General features: G+C 62.0%; 16 protein-coding genes and 1 other RNA gene. 6 read left to right on the top strand and 11 right to left on the bottom strand.

Going from position 1 to position 15,880, the window contains the following annotated elements; genetic code table 11:
- Positions 1-42: 42 nt before the first annotated feature.
- The 7 genes from KUV49_RS11750 to KUV49_RS11720 all read right to left on the bottom strand — a co-directional run bounded on the left by KUV49_RS11750 (position 43) and on the right by KUV49_RS11720 (position 7,727).
- The gene (locus KUV49_RS11750) at positions 43-1,005 is read right to left on the bottom strand and encodes an NUDIX domain-containing protein (protein WP_222450107.1); all 963 of its coding nucleotides are present in this window, start codon (positions 1,003-1,005) and stop codon (positions 43-45) included.
- Between the two features lie 4 nt (positions 1,006-1,009).
- Positions 1,010-1,450 (bottom strand): TrgA family protein, encoded by a 441-nt coding sequence (locus tag KUV49_RS11745; protein WP_315899504.1) that lies wholly within the window; start codon positions 1,448-1,450, stop codon positions 1,010-1,012.
- Positions 1,451-1,458: 8 nt separating this feature from the next.
- A complete protein-coding gene (locus tag KUV49_RS11740; RefSeq protein WP_222450980.1) occupies positions 1,459-2,625 on the bottom strand; it encodes an SAM-dependent methyltransferase in 1,167 nt (388 codons plus the stop codon).
- Between the two features lie 116 nt (positions 2,626-2,741).
- Positions 2,742-4,166: a cryptochrome/photolyase family protein gene (locus KUV49_RS11735; protein WP_222450105.1), complete on the bottom strand. Its 1,425-nt coding sequence runs from the start codon at positions 4,164-4,166 to the stop codon at positions 2,742-2,744.
- A gap of 55 nt (positions 4,167-4,221) precedes the next feature.
- The gene (locus KUV49_RS11730; protein WP_222450104.1) at positions 4,222-5,448 is read right to left on the bottom strand and encodes an aminotransferase class V-fold PLP-dependent enzyme; all 1,227 of its coding nucleotides are present in this window, start codon (positions 5,446-5,448) and stop codon (positions 4,222-4,224) included.
- 107 nt (positions 5,449-5,555) lie between these two features.
- Positions 5,556-7,262 carry a BCCT family transporter gene (locus tag KUV49_RS11725; RefSeq protein ID WP_222450103.1) on the bottom strand — a complete coding sequence of 569 codons (1,707 nt, stop codon included), beginning with the start codon at positions 7,260-7,262 and terminating at the stop codon, positions 5,556-5,558.
- A gap of 48 nt (positions 7,263-7,310) precedes the next feature.
- Positions 7,311-7,727 (bottom strand): universal stress protein, encoded by a 417-nt coding sequence (locus KUV49_RS11720; RefSeq protein WP_222450102.1) that lies wholly within the window; start codon positions 7,725-7,727, stop codon positions 7,311-7,313.
- A 289-nt stretch (positions 7,728-8,016) separates the two neighbouring features.
- Here KUV49_RS11720 and ssrA point away from each other — a divergent pair.
- Positions 8,017-8,365, top strand: a transfer-messenger RNA (tmRNA) gene (gene ssrA / locus KUV49_RS11715).
- A 52-nt stretch (positions 8,366-8,417) separates the two neighbouring features.
- Here the strand turns inward: ssrA and KUV49_RS11710 are convergent.
- On the bottom strand, positions 8,418-8,855 hold the full coding sequence (locus tag KUV49_RS11710) for a DUF2383 domain-containing protein (RefSeq protein WP_222450101.1): 438 nt from the start codon (positions 8,853-8,855) through the stop codon (positions 8,418-8,420).
- 302 nt (positions 8,856-9,157) lie between these two features.
- On the opposite strand from KUV49_RS11710, the gene chrA reads away from it, so the two are divergent.
- The 5 genes from chrA to KUV49_RS11685 all read left to right on the top strand — a co-directional run bounded on the left by chrA (position 9,158) and on the right by KUV49_RS11685 (position 12,836).
- Positions 9,158-10,402, top strand: coding sequence for a chromate efflux transporter (gene chrA, locus KUV49_RS11705; RefSeq protein ID WP_222450100.1), 1,245 nt, complete (start codon positions 9,158-9,160; stop codon positions 10,400-10,402).
- A 67-nt stretch (positions 10,403-10,469) separates the two neighbouring features.
- Entirely contained in the window at positions 10,470-10,958 is a 489-nt protein-coding gene (locus tag KUV49_RS11700) for an SspB family protein (protein WP_222450099.1), read from the top strand.
- An 89-nt stretch (positions 10,959-11,047) separates the two neighbouring features.
- Entirely contained in the window at positions 11,048-12,445 is a 1,398-nt protein-coding gene (gene fumC, locus KUV49_RS11695; protein ID WP_222450098.1) for a class II fumarate hydratase, read from the top strand.
- Positions 12,442-12,621 carry a DUF4169 family protein gene (locus KUV49_RS11690; protein ID WP_222450097.1) on the top strand — a complete coding sequence of 60 codons (180 nt, stop codon included), beginning with the start codon at positions 12,442-12,444 and terminating at the stop codon, positions 12,619-12,621. Before fumC ends, KUV49_RS11690 begins: the two co-directional genes overlap by 4 nt.
- Complete coding sequence (locus tag KUV49_RS11685) at positions 12,618-12,836, top strand: ribbon-helix-helix domain-containing protein (RefSeq protein ID WP_222450096.1); 219 nt, start codon at positions 12,618-12,620, stop codon at positions 12,834-12,836. The genes KUV49_RS11690 and KUV49_RS11685 overlap by 4 nt, the downstream gene beginning before the upstream one ends.
- Positions 12,837-12,984: 148 nt before the next feature.
- On the opposite strand, the gene KUV49_RS21660 is transcribed toward KUV49_RS11685, so the two are convergent.
- Genes KUV49_RS21660 through KUV49_RS11670 form a run of 3 tightly spaced genes read right to left on the bottom strand, consistent with a single transcriptional unit; the run spans position 12,985 to position 15,841 of the window.
- A complete protein-coding gene (locus tag KUV49_RS21660; protein ID WP_222483199.1) occupies positions 12,985-13,242 on the bottom strand; it encodes a hypothetical protein in 258 nt (85 codons plus the stop codon).
- 26 nt (positions 13,243-13,268) lie between these two features.
- A complete protein-coding gene (locus KUV49_RS11675; protein WP_222450094.1) occupies positions 13,269-14,636 on the bottom strand; it encodes a cytochrome P450 in 1,368 nt (455 codons plus the stop codon).
- On the bottom strand, positions 14,633-15,841 hold the full coding sequence (locus tag KUV49_RS11670) for a hypothetical protein (RefSeq protein ID WP_222450093.1): 1,209 nt from the start codon (positions 15,839-15,841) through the stop codon (positions 14,633-14,635). The genes KUV49_RS11675 and KUV49_RS11670 overlap by 4 nt, the downstream gene beginning before the upstream one ends.
- Positions 15,842-15,880 lie beyond the last annotated feature (39 nt).

Raw genomic sequence — 15,880 nt, 5'->3', positions numbered from 1 at the left:
ATCGGGTATTCCAAGTCTGATTAAGGCGGAACCGCCGTGAACTCAAGCAGATGCGCGCAGGCGCGTGCGTTCGCGTTCGAGCCAGAGCAACAATGCAAAGAGCGGGCCTATATTCACTTCGCCCGTGCGCGTCATCGCCATGGCCGCGTCAAAGCCGATGACGTGGCGGCGCAAGTCCTCATGCTCGGCCTCCAGCCCTCCATGTGTCTCTCCTGTTTCCGGCAATTCGCACAGCCCGACATAGCAATGAAACACCTCGGACGAGCATCCCGGTGAGCAATAATGGGAGCTGACATGCAGGAGCTGCGCCAATTCCAGGTCGGCCTCCTCGCGGCATTCGCGCCGCGCCGCCTGTTCGGGTGTTTCGCCGGCATCGACACGGCCCGCGACCGGCTCGAGCACCCAGGGCAGCGGATCACCACGGCCAAACGGACCCATGCGGAACTGCTCGACAAGCAGAATTCTGTCGCGGCGAGGATCGTAGGGCAGCACGACGGCTGCGTCGGAGGCCACAAAAACCTCTCGGCTTACGGTATTGCTCATCCCGCCATCGAACCGCGGGTGACGCAGGCGATAGCTGCGGGTCAGGTAGAACCCTTCATGCGGTGTGTCGTGGGAAGGTATCTCGACCTCGGCGCCACGCGTGGCACTTCGAAGGTCCGCCGGCGCCGGCATCCGTTCGGCGGCGGCTTGCGCCGCGGCGCGCGCCAAGATCATCTGACGAAGAGGCGCCAACTCTTGCACGGACCGTCGCCCGAAATATCCCATGATTTCGTCCGCGGCGCATTCCAGTACCCTTGCGCAAAGGGCTTCATCCGCCCGAAGCACGGTGTCGTCAGACCTCTCTTCGCATGAAAGGCCGGCGACTTCGGCGAAAAAGATCGCACGATCCGCCGCCACCCCCTCCAGCATTCGCATTGTCTCGTCGGGCACCACGGTGACGCCTGCGACGCGCCGGATCAAAGTGTCGGTCCACGTCGGACCGTCAAGAACCACCCGCGTCATCCGGTCAGCGCCAGCGCCGCGCAACCCATTCCGAGACCAGACCGATCACGATGCCGCCCACCACGAGAAGCACGATCAGCGGTATGTGCCACATCGTGAACAGGTAATCTATTCCGATCTCGAAAATGGCGATAATCCCTTCGACGGGACCGTCATAGCGCTTCTCCAGCGCCAGCCGTAGCATCTCGTTGAAGCTCTGCAGGAAGAGCGCCCAGAACACCAGAGCGCCCACGCCTGTCAGCCCCGCACCGATCGCGTTGCTGTAGCCGTAGTTCAAGCGCGATCCGATCACGATCCACCCCGAAAGAAGCCCAAGCACGACATTGACCTCGTTGAACCAGCCAAAGCCGGTGCCCTCCGGCATAAGAGGCCGGAACATTTCGGATGCGTACCAGGCCAGGATCGCCATCAATATCGCAGCGACGCCTCTTCCGGTGCTGGGCATACTGTCGGTTACGGGCATTCCTTGCTGGGCCTTGCGATTGTAATCTGTGTTACATCGCAGTTACCCGTATGAAACGCCGCCGCACAAGAGGTGAGATAAAAATTCCACATCCGCCTGAAGCGGGTATCGAAGCCCATCCTGGCTATCTGATCCCATTTCTCGTTGAAGGTGTCGTGCCAGCGACGCAGAGTCTGGCTGTAGCTTTCGCCGAACTCGATCGACTGCCGGAACAGCAGACCGGCCCGTTCCACCTGGGCTTTCAGAGCGCCTGGGCTGGGTAACATGCCGCCCGGAAAGATGTACTTCTGGATGAAGTCCACATCGTTTCGGTAGGTTTCGAAACGATCATCCCCCACGGTGATGATCTGCAGCGTCGCTTGGCCGCCGGGTTTCAGACGCTCGCGCACCGCGTCGAAATAGACCGGCCAATATTGTTCGCCGACAGCCTCGAACATCTCGATGCTGGCGATGCCGTCGTAATGGCCCGTCTCATCGCGGTAATCCTGCAGCTTGAAGGTCACGAGGTCGGACAATCCGGCAGTCGCGATGCGATCCTGCGCGTACTTGAACTGCTCTTCGCTGATCGTCAGGCAGGTGACCCGCAGCCCCCTCGTCCCGGCGGCATACTCGGCGAACCCGCCCCAGCCACAGCCGATTTCGAGCACGTGATCGCCCGGCTTCGCCCCCATCTGGTCGACCATCGAGGCATATTTCGCGGTCTGCGCAGCCTCCAGGCTTTCCTGCCCGGTTTCGAAGATGGCACTGGAATACGTCATCGTCTCGTCCAGCCACAGACGGTAGAAATCATTGCCCAGGTCGTAATGATAGCTGATGTTGCGCCGGGCCTGTTTCCTGGTATTCCGCTGAAACCAGAAGCGGAGCTTTTCATATATTTCGACGATTTTCTGGCCGGGATAGCCGTTGTACATGTCGTCGTTGTCGCTGTTGACTAGGTCCATGAAGGCCTGAAGGTCCGGCGTGGTCCACCATCCCTCCAGGTAGGCGTCGCAAAAACCCAGGTATCCCTCGCGCAGCATACGGGCAAACAGGTCGTGATTGTGAACGTCGATCCGTGCCACGGGGCCCGGCGCCTGGCCATCGACACGAAAAACGCGGCCATCCTCGAGGCCGATATCAAGTCGCCCGTGCTGAAGTGTCCCGGCAACCTCGAACATCCTGGAGAAATACCGCGGCAGCGCGGTCTGGCCGGTAGTGTCGGTCAGGATCGTCTCACGCACCGTCTTAGCGGTTGCAACCGGGGGCGCGGCGCCGGCGGATGGTCTCGGGGAATTCAAAACGGTCTCTCTTCATAGGCTCTCAGCGCACGCTCACGGCCTTCTGAAAGGCTGATGATGCGCTCGGGATAGATGTCGTCTGGCCGCATCGTCCAACTGCGCGGGATCGCATCGAAATAGCTGAGGGCGGTTTTCGTCGGGCGGCTTTGCCCCTCTGCGATCCAGCGGCGGCGGTAGGCCCCGTCCGGATCGAACTTGTCCAGCTGGGTTTCGGGGTTGAAGACACGGAAATAAGGCGTCGCGTCCGGTCCGCTGCCGGCCGCCCATTGCCAGCCCATCGCGTTCGACGCCACATCCCAGTCCGTCAGGCAGTCGTCGAACCATGCTTGGCCCACTTTCCAATGCGTCATCAGGTGCTTGGTCAGGTAGCTGGCGACGATCATCCGGGCGCGGTTGTGCATTTTGCCCGTGACGTACATCTCGCGCATCGCGGCATCGACGAAGGGTTCGCCGGTGCGGCCCTGCTTCCACGCCTTGACCTCCGCGCGGCGTTCATCGTCGTTCCACGGAAACGCGTCCCATTCCTCGCGCCAGTTGCGGTCTTTCATCCGGGGTGTGTGGTAGATCAGGTGATACGCGAATTCGCGCCAGACCAGTTCCTGCAGCCAGGTCTCGGCGCCCTTGCCGCCGCCGTCCTGCAACGCCCGCTGCCCGGCATGCCAGCATTGTGTCGGGGAAATCTCGCCGTAGGTCAGGTTTTCCGACAGCCCCGAGGTGCCGTCTTCCGCTGGAAAGTCGCGCTGTTTTCCGTAATCGGAGATCGCCTGGCCGGTAAACCACCCCAGCCGGCCATGCGCCGCCTCTTCGCCCACGCGCTGGTGCGGCAGGCAAACCTCGGCGCCCCGGTCCATTGCCGCGCCCAGGTTCCAGTCGTCCAGATCGTCGGATTTCGGCCAGCTTGAAGGCGCGGGAACCTTCGAGGGCGCAGATAACGGGGCATCCACGTCGCGGTCTCGAACGGCCCGCCACATCGGCGTGTAGACCTTGTAGAAACCGCCGGCCTTCGTCTCGACGGTCCAGGGCTCGAACAACAGGTGGCCGGTATGACTTTCGGCCTCGATGCCTGCGTTCTTGAGGGACGATTTCACCTCGGTATCCCGTTCGATCGCATCCGGGTCATAGGCCCGCGACCAGTAGACCGCCCCTGCCCCGGTCTCTTTCGCCAGGTCCTTCAGAACGTCGGCAGCCTTGCCTGCGCGGAACACGATGCGGCTGCCCTTTTCGCGCAGCCGTTTATCGAGATCCGCCAGCGACAGACCCAAGCGCCATTTCGGTGCCGCCCCAAGGTCATCCACCAGCTTGTCGCGAACAAACACCGGAACCACGGGACCGCCGCGGTTGACCGCGGCGGTCAGCGCCGGATGATCCGACAGCCGCAGATCGCGGCGCAACCAAAGAAGTGTGGGTTTTGTATCCGCCAAGCTCGTCGTCCCCCCGCGTCAGTCAGGGGCTATACGGCCTGCATTTCCCCGTGGATCAAAGACAAGTTTCCAAAGCAGTCAACAGTTTGTCCACTTCGGCCTTGTTTGTGTAATGCACGAAGCTAAGCCTCAGTACGCCCTTGTCCAGATCAATCCCCATGGATTGCAACGGCCGCGCCCCGTAGAAGTCTCCACCACCGGCCATAATCCCATGAGCCGCCAGTTTTTCGGCCATCTCGCGCCCGGGGCCGGGCAATTCGACCGCCACTGTGGGCGCTTTCAAAGCTGCGTCGCGCGGCCCGATCAGGCGCAGCGTATTCCTGTCCGCCAGGTAATCCAACAAGGGCTGAAGCAACGCGGTCTCATGCGCCCGCATGAGATCGTGCACACCGGCGCTTCGCTCTGCCGCGTCCCCGGTGCAGCCATGATGTTCCGCCAGTGCGTCATAGTAATCTGCCATTCCGGCGCAGGCCGCCACCTGCGCGTGGTCGGGCCCCGCCGGCGTGAACCGCTTGTACAGGCTGTCGGCATTGAACCAATGCGCCTGGTTGGGCAGTATCTCACCCAGCTCGCGCCGGATCGTCATGATCCCCTGATGCGGCCCGTATGTCTTGTAGGCCGAGAACAGGTAAATATCGGCACCCAGATCGCCCACGTTGACGAACCCGTGCGGCGCGTAAGAGACGCCGTCTACGCAGACGAACGCTCCGGCGGCATGGGCCGCGGCCGTGATCTCGACCACCGGGTTCACCGCCCCGACGATATTCGAACAATGCGGAAAACAGACCAGCCTGACCCTTTCGTCCAGCAAAGCCTCCAGATCGTCCAGCCGCAAGAGACCCGTTTCGCTGTCGATCCTCCATTCGCGAATCTCGATACCCGCATCGCCCAGGCGTCTCCATGGGCCGGAATTCGCTTCGTGATCCTGATCCGTCACGATAATTGCGTCGCCAGGGTTCATCCAGTCACGGAAGGCCTGCGCCAGGACATATGTGTTCTGCGTCGTGGAAGGCCCAAAGCTCAGCTCGTCGGTCGCGACGCCAAGCATCGCGGCCAACCGTGTTCGGGCCTCGTCCATCTCCTCGCCGCCAAGACGGCTGGCCTCAAAAGGGCCATAAGGTTGAACCTTGCGCTGATGGTAGAACCGCGTCAGCCGCTCTAACACCGGCGCACAGGTGTAGGATCCGCCCGCGTTCTCGAAAAAGGCCTGTCCGTTAAGGCCAGGTTCGGCGAAGGCGGGGAACTGCGCCCGCACGAAATCAATGTCCAAAGCTCTCGTCATCCAACCCTCCCCGATTGTTCGGGCTGACCAAACAGCAAAGCCCCCCGAGGTGCAAGAACTCGGGGGGCTTCAAAGTTATCGTGGTGCCAGCGTTGCCGCTGGCTGCGTCAGGCGCGTTTCTCGGACGCCAGACCGCGCCAGATTGCGTAGCACATGACCAGCAGTACCAAGGTGAACGGCAGGCCTGTCGAGATTACCGCCGATTGCAGCGAGGAAAGCCCCCCGCCGATCAACAGCACGACGGCCACGGCGCCCTCGAAGATGCACCAAAACACGCGCTGCGCCACCGGAGCATCGACCTTGCCGCCGGCCGTGATCGTGTCGATCACAAGGCTGCCCGAGTCCGACGAGGTGACGAAGAACACGATTACTAGGATGATGCCGATCACCGACGTGATCGTCGCCAGCGGCAACTGGTCCAGCATGTAGAACAGCTTCAGTTCCAGAGCCGCATCTTTTGCGCCGGTGTATCCGTCGCTGACCACCTGGTTGAGCGCGGTGCCGCCGAAGACGGTCATCCAGAGCACGCAGACGAGCGTCGGGATGATCAAGACGCAGGTCACGAATTCGCGCACCGTACGACCGCGGCTGACGCGGGCGATGAACATGCCGACGAAGGGCGACCAGCTGATCCACCAGGCCCAATAGAACGAGGTCCATCCCTGGCTGAAGTTCAAGTCTTCACGGCCAAGCGGATTGGACAGGGCAACGAGATTCTGCAGGTAGGCCCAGATGCTGTCGAAAAACAGCGTGATCAGGAAGATCGGACCGCCCACGAAGAACACGAACAGCAACAACAGCGCTGCAAGGCCCATGTTGATCTCCGACAGGACCTTCACGCCGCCATCCAGGCCCCGGACGACCGAGACCAGGGCAACCGCGGTAATGGCCGAGATCAGGATCACCAGCAGAAGCGGGTTGTTCTCGACACCGCTTTCCTCGCTGTTGCCATAGGCGATGCCCATGAACGACCGCGTGCCTTCAGCCGCGTCACCGCTGCCGAAGAGATAGGTCAGACCCGACGCCGTTTGTTCCGCACCGAAACCCAGCGAAGTGGCGAGGCCAAACAGCGTAGCGAAAACCGCCAGCGTGTCGATGATATGGCCGGTCCAGCCCCAGACACGATCGCCGAAGATCGGATAGAAGGCCGAGCGCAGCGTCAGCGGCAAACCTTTGTTGTAGGAAAACAGCGCCAAGGCAAGCGCGACGACCGCGTAGATCGCCCAGGGATGCAGACCCCAGTGAAAGATGGTCGCGGCCATGCCCAGGCGTTGTGCCGCCGCCTCGTCACCGCCCGCGGCTCCAAGTGGCGCCCAGTCCGTCCGCACGCCCTCCTCCATCGATGTTCCACCCAGCGAACTGGAGAAATGGCTCATCGGTTCGGACACGCCAAAGAACAGCAGACCGATGCCCATGCCGGCAGCGAACAGCATCGCGAACCAGCCTATGTAGGAATAGTCCGGTGTTGCATCCGTCCCGCCCAGTCGGACCGAGCCATAGGGCGTCACGATCAGGAACAGGCAGAAAATCACGAAAATGTTGGCAGCGCCAAGGAAGAACCAGTCAAAGCCCTTGGTGACGGCGCTGAAGAGCCAGTCAAACAGGCCCGAGGCCTGCTCAGGCAGGGCCAGCGCGTAAAAAACGAACGCGACGATCGCGAGACCCGAAATCAGAAAGACCGGGTTGTGGATATCAAGACCGAACGGCCCGATCTTGGTTTCGATATTGTCCTGACCGATCTTGTAGTCGGTCTGTATGAGGTTCGTGGTGCCTTCCGGCTCCGGGATCCCCTGGTTTGTCGTTTCGTCGGCCATGCACGACCTCCTCTGTGTAAAACTTGATTTGGGCAGCGCTAGACGCGATCAGGTGCGGACAACCATGACCGAGCATTCGGCGTGTTCCGCGATCTTTCCGCCGTTGGACGGCCAGACGTAGTCCATGATGTTCGGGACATGGCTGGCCATCACGACCAGATCAGCGCCAGTGTCCTTGACCGCCTTCAGCAGGATGTCGTCCACGTCGGAACTTGGATCGTGGCTGACCAGCGCGTCGCCTGACGCGGTGAAGCCGTTGGTCGATCCCTGATCTTTCGCGAACGCGTCGAGCTTTTCCGCGTACTCGGCAGGCGTGTGGGCCATGGAACTCGGGGTGGAACTTGTGACGCCGACAAAAATCACTTCGGCATCGTAGTGCTTGGCCAGGTCTGCGGTACATTTGAGCGCCTTCTCGAGACGATCCATATGTGCCAAATCGACCGGAGCCATGATCTTTTTGAACATGTGTGTCCCTCCTGTTGCGCACCGTTTGTCGCGGCTCTTTTCGGCTGCGTGCGCAGGTCCCCAGGGATCCATGGCGAACCCACGGACTGCCCTGTCGGAGCAAGACTAACCCGTTTGACGACCGAACTTCAATGAAATGCGGCCTATTTCCTGGCGCAAGCGACATGACCCATGCACGGCAAAGGGGATTTGCGAGCTTGTCTAAGGGCGCACTGAACGGGTGCCATGCAAACTGTCCAGGCACATCGGCAACGGATTCGCCCGAATTTTCGGCATTCATGCTCCTGCATCCCGTTGCAAAATCCGATGACGTAACTATGTTGGTGGTGTCCTTCGGGACTATGGACATAAACGCGCTCGTAATAAGCGGATCGGACCCGGGGGCGGTACCCGGCGGCTCCACCAATCACCCGTCGTTGGAGGGATATGGGGCCGAAACAGGATCGACGAACGTCTAAAGGGGTTTGCTTTGTCCCGGTGAGATACCACCGTTATCGGTTCGCTAAGCATAATTGCCAACGACAATCGTGCTCCGGTCGCAATGGCTGCGTAAGCAGTCGGAGTAACCGAAACTTAAGTCCTGGCCTCTAGCAAGGTCAGGCGGGGTTCGCAGGCACCTGGCAACAGAAGCCTGCACTTCACCTATTTCACAATGCCTTGGGAAATCCCTTGCTGTCGCGGCAGCGCGCGTCAGTCTGCGAGGTGTCTCGCATCCTGAACCAGCCGTGCGATCTGCCCCCGCTGGCGACTGAGAAGCGACAGATCCTCTTCATCGCGCGCTGCGGCCATCGCCTCGTCGTAAAGCTGCATGATCCGTTCCTCGCCTTTTATCACCGAATTGAGCACGTCTTCGTCGATGTCATCAAAGACCGCACGGGTCTTGATGACGAGGCGCTGTACAGTGGAAAAGAAACTGCCGTCCTCGTCTGGCACACATCCATGCGTACGCAACTGCGCCGACAAATCTGCCTCGTGCGCCGCATGCGCTGCGGAAAACCTTTCCATCAGAGGGCGGATACCGGGCTCTGCCCGATCGAGGATCTCGTCATAGCCCGCCAGCGTGTCCCTGATCCGAACCTGTAATTTGGCAAGTGCGTCGCGGTACTCGGCAGAAGTGTTCAGTGTCATGAAATAAACCCCATCAATCCTTATTAACGCGCCGACGTCGCATCATGTTCCGACAGGCATGGCCCGACTTTCCAATTCGCCACATCAGGATGTGGGGCATATCTGCGACGACCCCGTGAGGCTATGACCCTAAGTCGCATGCACTGAACGTTGCGCAATCGCGTCTCGATCAGCCTGTCACGACAGCTTCGAAACGACCGTGTTCAGTTGCCGTCCGGAATGCCGATCCACGATGGACTGTACCGATGGGCCCGCGACGGCTATGACGAAGGCCATGACTGGCCAGTGACGCGAGATGCGCGATGACGGTATCGCTTAGCAAGATGTTCCGCGTGTTCGGGCGGATCGGGATTTTGTCCTTCGGCGGGCCTGCCGCGCAGATTTCCCTTATGCAGACAGAGCTGGTGGACCGCCACAAATGGCTGACCGAGACGCAGTTTCTGCAAGCGTTGTCGTTCTGCATGCTTCTGCCAGGGCCCGAGGCGATGCAACTGGCCACCTACGCGGGCTGGAAGCTGCGCGGCGTTCCGGGGGGCCTGCTGGCGGGGCTGTTGTTCGTGCTTCCGGGCGCCGCGGTCATCTTCGCGCTGGCGTTCGGATACGCCTATTTCGGCCAGTTGCCCCTGGTGCAGGTCTTGTTCGCCGGCATCAAGGCCGCCGTGGTCATCATCGTCTTTCAGGCCCTTTACAAGCTGTCGCGCCGGGCATTGAAAGGCGGGCTCGCCTATGCGCTCGCGCTCGCCGCATTCGTCGGAATATTTTTCCTGTCGGTCCCCTTCCCGGCCATCATCGCGCTCGCGGCCGCCATCGGACTCGTTTTCGCGCCTTCGAACTCGCCCGAAACCAAGGCGTCGACGCCGGTCTACCCGGGCAATACCCTGCGCACGGTTCTGCTGTGGGGGGCAATCTGGGCCGCGCCCCTCGTGATCCTGTGGGCCGTGAACGCCTCTCTGCTTTTGCAGATAGGTCTGTTCTTCTCCAAGCTCGCCGTGGTGACCTTCGGCGGGGCATATGCCGTGCTGGCCTACATGACGCAGGAAATCGTGCAATCCTACGGCTGGCTCAGCACGGACCAGATGATCGACGCGCTCGGGCTTGCGGAAACCACGCCGGGGCCGCTTATCCTCGTGACGCAATTCGCCGGTTTCATGGCGGGGTTCCTGCAAGGTGGCCCCGGACTGGCCACGGTGGCCGCGCTCGTGACGCTTTGGGTTACGTTCGTCCCTTGTTTTCTCTGGATTTTCGCCGCCGCTCCCTATGTGGAGTCTTTGTTGTCCCGCCCCCGCCTGAAGGGCGCGTTCGATGCGATATCCGCCAGTGTCGCGGGCGTGATCCTCAACCTGGCAGTCTGGTTCACCCTGCACGTTCTCTTCACCGAGATATCACAGGGCAGATATGGCCCCGTCCTGCTGCTCGAGAATCTTTCGCCGCAGAATGCGGTTCTGGTCGCACTTGCGTCGTTTCTCTATCTGGTGATGCGTGTGCCGATGGTAGCAGGCCTGCTGATCATGGCCTTACTCGCATGGGGCGTGGATCTGTTGATCTGAGATGCGCGGCCTCTTTTGTTTTGCTTCGAATCCCTTATTGTGAGGTGCGAGAGGTTCGGGGACCAAGATGCCGCATTCGATTGATTATGGAAAACTGATGCATCGCGCCATGCGCGGCCTGATCCAGGAGGTGCTGTGCAGCGTGCGGGACAATGGACTGCCCGGCGCGCATCATTTCTTCATCACCTTCGAGACGACCCATCCAGATGCAGAACTCGCCGACTGGCTTCGCGAACGCTATCCCAGCGAGATGACCGTGGTGATGCAGCACTGGTTCGACGATCTGGACGTCACCGACGAAGGGTTCACCGTCACACTCAATTTCGGCGACAGCCCCGAGACGTTGTATATCCCCTATGACGCGATCCAGACCTTTGTCGATCCGTCGGTCGAATTCGGGCTTCGCTTCGAGTCTCAGGAAGACGACGAAGAAGACGAGGACATCGACGACAGTGCCGGCGAATCGGAGGAAGCCGATAGTGTCGAGGTCGACGAAGACGACGTCGCCAAGCCTCGGGACGCCGAGGTCGTGAGTCTCGACAGCTTCCGCAAGTGAAGTGCCGACAGGGTAATTCATAAGACACGGCGTTGATCTTTCCGCTTGGTCCGGTATGAAACCCAAAAGCAGTTCCAGGAGAAGCCGACATGACCTCTACCCGTACAGAATCCGACAGTTTCGGTCCGCTGGAGGTTCCTGCGGAAAAATACTGGGGGGCACAGACGCAGCGCTCGTTGATGAATTTCCCCATCGGCTGGGAAAAACAGCCGGTTGCGATCGTACGCGCGCTCGGCGTGATCAAGAAGGCTTGCGCCATGGCCAACAAGGAGGCAGGCGTTCTGGACGCGAAGCTGGCGGACGCAATCATCGAAGCGGCGGGCGAAGTGGTCGAGGGCAAGCTGGACGATCATTTCCCCCTGGTGGTCTGGCAGACGGGTTCGGGCACGCAATCGAACATGAACGCCAACGAGGTCATCGCCAACCGCGCGATCGAGATCCTCGGCGGCACCATCGGCAGCAAGGATCCCGTTCACCCCAACGATCACTGCAACATGGGGCAATCCTCGAACGACACCTTTCCGACCGCGATGCATATTGCCGCGGCCATGTCGGTGCGTGATGTCCTGCTGCCGGGGCTGGAGAAACTCGCCGAAGGGCTTGAGAATAAGTCCCGTGAATTCATGGACATCATCAAGATCGGCCGCACCCATACGCAGGATGCGACTCCGTTGACCCTGGGCCAGGAATTCTCGGGCTACGCCCACCAGGTCCGCCAGGGAATCGCGCGGATCGAGACCGGCCTTCCGGGCATTTACGAGCTGGCCCAGGGGGGCACGGCCGTGGGCACGGGCCTCAACACCCGCAAGGGCTGGGGCGAGACGGTGGCGGCGAATATGGCCGAGATCACCGGCCTGCCCTTCGTCACCGCGCCCAACAAGTTCGAGGCGCTGGCGGCCCATGACGCGATGGTTTTCCTGTCCGGCGCAATCGCGACCGTGGCCGGCAGCTGCTACAAGATTGCCAATGATATCAGGTTCTTGGGAAGTGGCCCGCGCTCTGGCTTGGGCGAGTTGATCCTGCCGGAGAACGAGCCCGGATCGTCGATCATGCCGGGCAAGGTGAACCCGACGCAGGCCGAGGCACTGACACAGGTCGCGGCGCACGTGATGGGCAACGATGCGGCGATCAAGTTCGCCGGCAGTCAAGGGCATTTCGAGCTCAATGTCTACAACCCGATGATGTCGTATAACCTGTTGCAATCCATACAACTTTTGGGGGACGCGGCGGACAGCTTCACCGAGCGGATGCTGCTGGGAATCGAGGCCAACGAGCCCCGGATCGAGAAGCTGATGAAGGAAAGCCTGATGCTGGTGACGGCGCTGGCGCCGACCATCGGCTACGACAATGCCACCAAGGTCGCCAAGACAGCGCACAAGAACGGTACCACGTTGAAAGAAGAGGCAATTTCGCTGGGGTTCGTGGACGAAAAGACCTTTGACGAAGTGGTGCGGCCCGAAGACATGATCGGCCCGAAAGACGCATGAGCGAGGTCGTCAATCTCAACCGCGTCCGGAAGGCGAAGAATCGCGTGAAAAAGCGCGCGCAAGCTGATGAAAACGCAGTGAAATTCGGCCGGACCAAGGTTGACCGAGAGGTTGACGAGGCAAGAGCGAAAAAGGCGCGAGACGCGCTGCGGCAGCATCGCCTGGACGACGAGTGAGCCGGCCGGTCAAACGGTCGCTGACCCTGCGCGGGCATCGCACCAGCGTTTCCCTGGAAGATGATTTCTGGAAGGCTTTCAAAGAGATAGCCGCCGAAGAAGATGTGCCGGTAAACCTGCTGGCCGCCCGGATCGACGCGGCGCGGGGCGTGGAGATGGGGCTGGCGTCGGCGATCCGGCTCTACGTTCTGCGGCATTACCGGGAAAAAGGTTAACGGATCCGGTAACGCCAAAACCCACGTCGGTATCGCGTCGGTATCCGAGTGGTAATGCGGCGGTGCCGTCGTCATGCGACGGCCCGATGAACACGCCGCACGGGCTTTACCCCTTCTTAACCCTAATCGCGTCACATGTGGTACCATGTCAGAGCTTCTTCTTTTGTTGCCCGCCGATATCTGGATGCGGAAGATTTTCGACGCGAAAGCCGCTCGAGAAGGCGGCGTTGTCCGACGCAGCGTGCGGGATATCGAGCGGATCGTGGGGCGTGAGCGGTTCCGGTGCGAGATAACCCGACGGGGCTATCATGCGGTCGAGAACGCCGGACAGGTCGTGATCTTTTGCAACAACGAGCGTGTGTCGGTTTGGTGCTGAAGCCAAAAGCTTTGAGAAAGCTTTTGGCAAATCTTTTCTGAAAAGATTTGCCCTGCCTATTCGCGCGGCGTGACCTTGAGCCAGATGCCGTCCTTGCCGCGGACGGTCAGGTGCGCCACCGGCATGGCGGGGCGTTCGGGCACCAGGTCGAAGCGGTAGGCGGCGACCAGCATGGACAACAGGAGCGGCCCCTCGATCATCGCGAATCCGGCCCCGGTGCAGACCCGCTGGCCGGCGGAGAACGGCATGTAAGCAGTGCGCAGGCAGGCCTTGCCGTTCTCGGTGGCAAAGCGCGCGGGGTCGAACGCGTCGGGGCGATCCCAGAGGCGCTCGTGACGGTGCTGATGCCACGGGCTGAGGACGATCTGGCTGCCTTTCGGGACCGCGCGGTCGCGGAAGGTTTCAGGACAGGCGGCCTCGCGCACCATCATCGGCACGGGCGGGTAAAGGCGCAGGGTCTCGCGGAAGACATCGCGCGAGACGCGCAGTTTGCCCATGTCCGAAAAGCCCATTGTGCCATCGGTCAGCACGCCTTGCGCCTCGGCCGCGAGACGGTTCTGCCAGTCGGGGTGCATGGCCAGCAGGTAGAGCGCCCAGGCGAGGGCCGAGGCGGAGGTCTCATGGCCCGCGAGAAAGAAGATCGCCACCTGGTCCACCATCTCGGGCGTGTCGAAGCGGTCGCCCGTCTCGGGGTCGGTCGTGGTCATGATCTTGGTGGCCAGATCGTCCGGCGCGGTGCCGGCGGCGATTTCCTCCATCCGACGCCTTGTCAGCCGGGTGATGAGGTCGCGGATGGTGCGGGCGGTGGCCTTGGTTTTGGCCCGGTGAAAGCGCGGGAACCAGCGGGGCAGCGGCAGGAAGGCGGCAAGGTTCAGCATGGGCTGGGTGCGCTGGTGCTCGCGGAACTCGTTGAAGACGCGAGTGGCGATCTCGTCCTCGATCGGGATCGAGAAGAGCGTGCGGAAGATCACGTCGGCGGCGACATGGCTGGTCTCGGCCTCGATCTCGACGGGCTGGCCGGTGGCGTTCCCGGCCAGGCGGGCGACGGCGCCCTGCCCCGCGGCCAGCATCGCGGGGAAGGTGTCGCGCAGGCGCCCGCCCTCGAAGGCCGGGTCGATGATGCGGCGCTGGCGTTTCCAGGTCTCGCCATTGGTGACGAAGACGGAGTTGCCCAGAAGCGGCGTGAGGCCTTCGCGCACGCGGTCGGATTTGGGGAAATCGTCGGGGCGCTCCTTCAGCACCAGGTCGACAAGCGCAGGTTCGTTGCAGAGGTAGGAGCGGAAGAAGGGCGTGCGGAATTCGGCCATCCAGGCGCGGTAGAGCCGTGCGGGCTGCGCCGAGAGGATGTCGGCCCGGAAGAGCCGCATGTAGCGCCAGAGCGAGACGCGGCCCGTCCGGGCCGGCGGTTTGGGGGGCTGGGTCATGCCGCCATGCTCGTGAAGCCCGAGGTGGCGCGGGTGATGCGGCTGGGCGACGGGGCGCGGTCGGCGTAGCGGTGGCCGAGAGTTTGGGGCCCGGCGGTGATCTGGAAATAGTCGTAGTCGCCGGGACGGTCGAAGGCGCAGAGATACTGGAAATGCAGGCGGAAGAAGCGCCAGCGCAGGGCTTTCCAGCGCTCGGGGCTGAGAGTTTGCGTGAAGGCGGCCGACAGGATCAGGGGCCAGCGCTGGTTTTCGGGGGCGACGCCCGAGACACCCACGGGGTCGCAGAGCGCGAAGGCGCAGCCGTCGCCGGGCGCGGTGACGTCGACCCAGGTGAGTTCATCGCGGGTCGAGAGGAAATGGAGATCGGCGCGGAGGCGGTGGGCATTGCGAAGGAAGGACACCATGGGAACGACCTGCCCCAACGTGAGGAAAGAGAGCGTCGGGCCGTCCTGCGGCACGCGGCCCTGGCGGATCAGGTCGGCGAGGATGGAGACGCCCAGATGCGCGCCGGAGGAATGGCCGACCACCAGCACCTCGTCCACCTCCGTGGTGAGTGCCGCGGCGATCTCGTCGGTGAACTGGGCCATCCGCGCCTCCAGCTCGGGCGGGTTGGCGCCCTTGGATTGGGCCGAATAGGCGTAGTCGTGCATGAGGTAGTAGGCGAAGAGCTTGTTGTCGCGGGCCTTGAACCAGTGGAGCACGGGCGGGACCACGGCGAGGCCCGCCCAGGCCGCGTAGGAGTGCAGAAGCGCCAGCAGGCGGCCCAGGGCGTAGGCCAGCGCGAGGGCGATCAGAAGCTGCACGATCAGGAACCCCACCGGGTAGAGCGCGGCGATGACCGGCCCCTTGCGCAGACGCATCAGGCGGAAGAGCGCGCCGGAGGCGATATAGGTCCAGGCGGTGCGGATCAGTTGCAGGTAGGTGCCGGCGATGCCGCGCTCCATGCTGTCGCGGACGATGTCGGACCAGACCAGCACGTCGAACTCGGTATGGACTCGGGCGCCGTCGATCTGCGCGTCGACCTGCCAGCCATAGCGGCCTTCGGATTTGCGAGCGGAAAGATCCAGCGCATAGCCCGAGAGGCCCGCCTGTTCCGCGCCCTCCTTGCGGTAGAGCTCGCGGTAGCGGCGCGGGTGGATGGGATCGTATCCCGGGATATAGAACACCCGGCGGCGGGTGACTTGGGCTTGGGTGGGGCTGCTCATGCCAGACCTGTCTTGGCCTCTTCTTTGGGGAGAGGTTAA

It is taken from the genome of Roseovarius atlanticus (genome assembly GCF_019802205.1).
Taxonomy (GTDB): domain Bacteria; phylum Pseudomonadota; class Alphaproteobacteria; order Rhodobacterales; family Rhodobacteraceae; genus Roseovarius; species Roseovarius atlanticus_A.
This window is presented reverse-complemented; position numbering and strand designations above follow the sequence as displayed.

Bases quoted from the DNA above. Each gene is read 5' to 3' on its own strand.
- KUV49_RS11710 (WP_222450101.1), bottom strand. From the start codon at position 8,855: ATGACACTGAACACTTCTGCCGAGTACCGCGACGCACTTGCCAAATTA.
- KUV49_RS11700 (WP_222450099.1), top strand. From the start codon at position 10,470: ATGCCGCATTCGATTGATTATGGAAAACTGATGCATCGCGCCATGCGC.
- chrA (WP_222450100.1), top strand. From the start codon at position 9,158: ATGACGGTATCGCTTAGCAAGATGTTCCGCGTGTTCGGGCGGATCGGG.
- KUV49_RS11750 (WP_222450107.1), bottom strand. From the start codon at position 1,005: ATGACGCGGGTGGTTCTTGACGGTCCGACGTGGACCGACACTTTGATC.
- KUV49_RS11730 (WP_222450104.1), bottom strand. From the start codon at position 5,448: ATGACGAGAGCTTTGGACATTGATTTCGTGCGGGCGCAGTTCCCCGCC.
- KUV49_RS11670 (WP_222450093.1), bottom strand. From the start codon at position 15,841: ATGAGCAGCCCCACCCAAGCCCAAGTCACCCGCCGCCGGGTGTTCTAT.
- KUV49_RS11725 (WP_222450103.1), bottom strand. From the start codon at position 7,262: ATGGCCGACGAAACGACAAACCAGGGGATCCCGGAGCCGGAAGGCACC.
- KUV49_RS11690 (WP_222450097.1), top strand. From the start codon at position 12,442: ATGAGCGAGGTCGTCAATCTCAACCGCGTCCGGAAGGCGAAGAATCGC.
- KUV49_RS11745 (WP_315899504.1), bottom strand. From the start codon at position 1,450: ATGCCCAGCACCGGAAGAGGCGTCGCTGCGATATTGATGGCGATCCTG.
- KUV49_RS11720 (WP_222450102.1), bottom strand. From the start codon at position 7,727: ATGTTCAAAAAGATCATGGCTCCGGTCGATTTGGCACATATGGATCGT.
- fumC (WP_222450098.1), top strand. From the start codon at position 11,048: ATGACCTCTACCCGTACAGAATCCGACAGTTTCGGTCCGCTGGAGGTT.
- KUV49_RS11740 (WP_222450980.1), bottom strand. From the start codon at position 2,625: ATGTTCGAGGTTGCCGGGACACTTCAGCACGGGCGACTTGATATCGGC.
- KUV49_RS11675 (WP_222450094.1), bottom strand. From the start codon at position 14,636: ATGACCCAGCCCCCCAAACCGCCGGCCCGGACGGGCCGCGTCTCGCTC.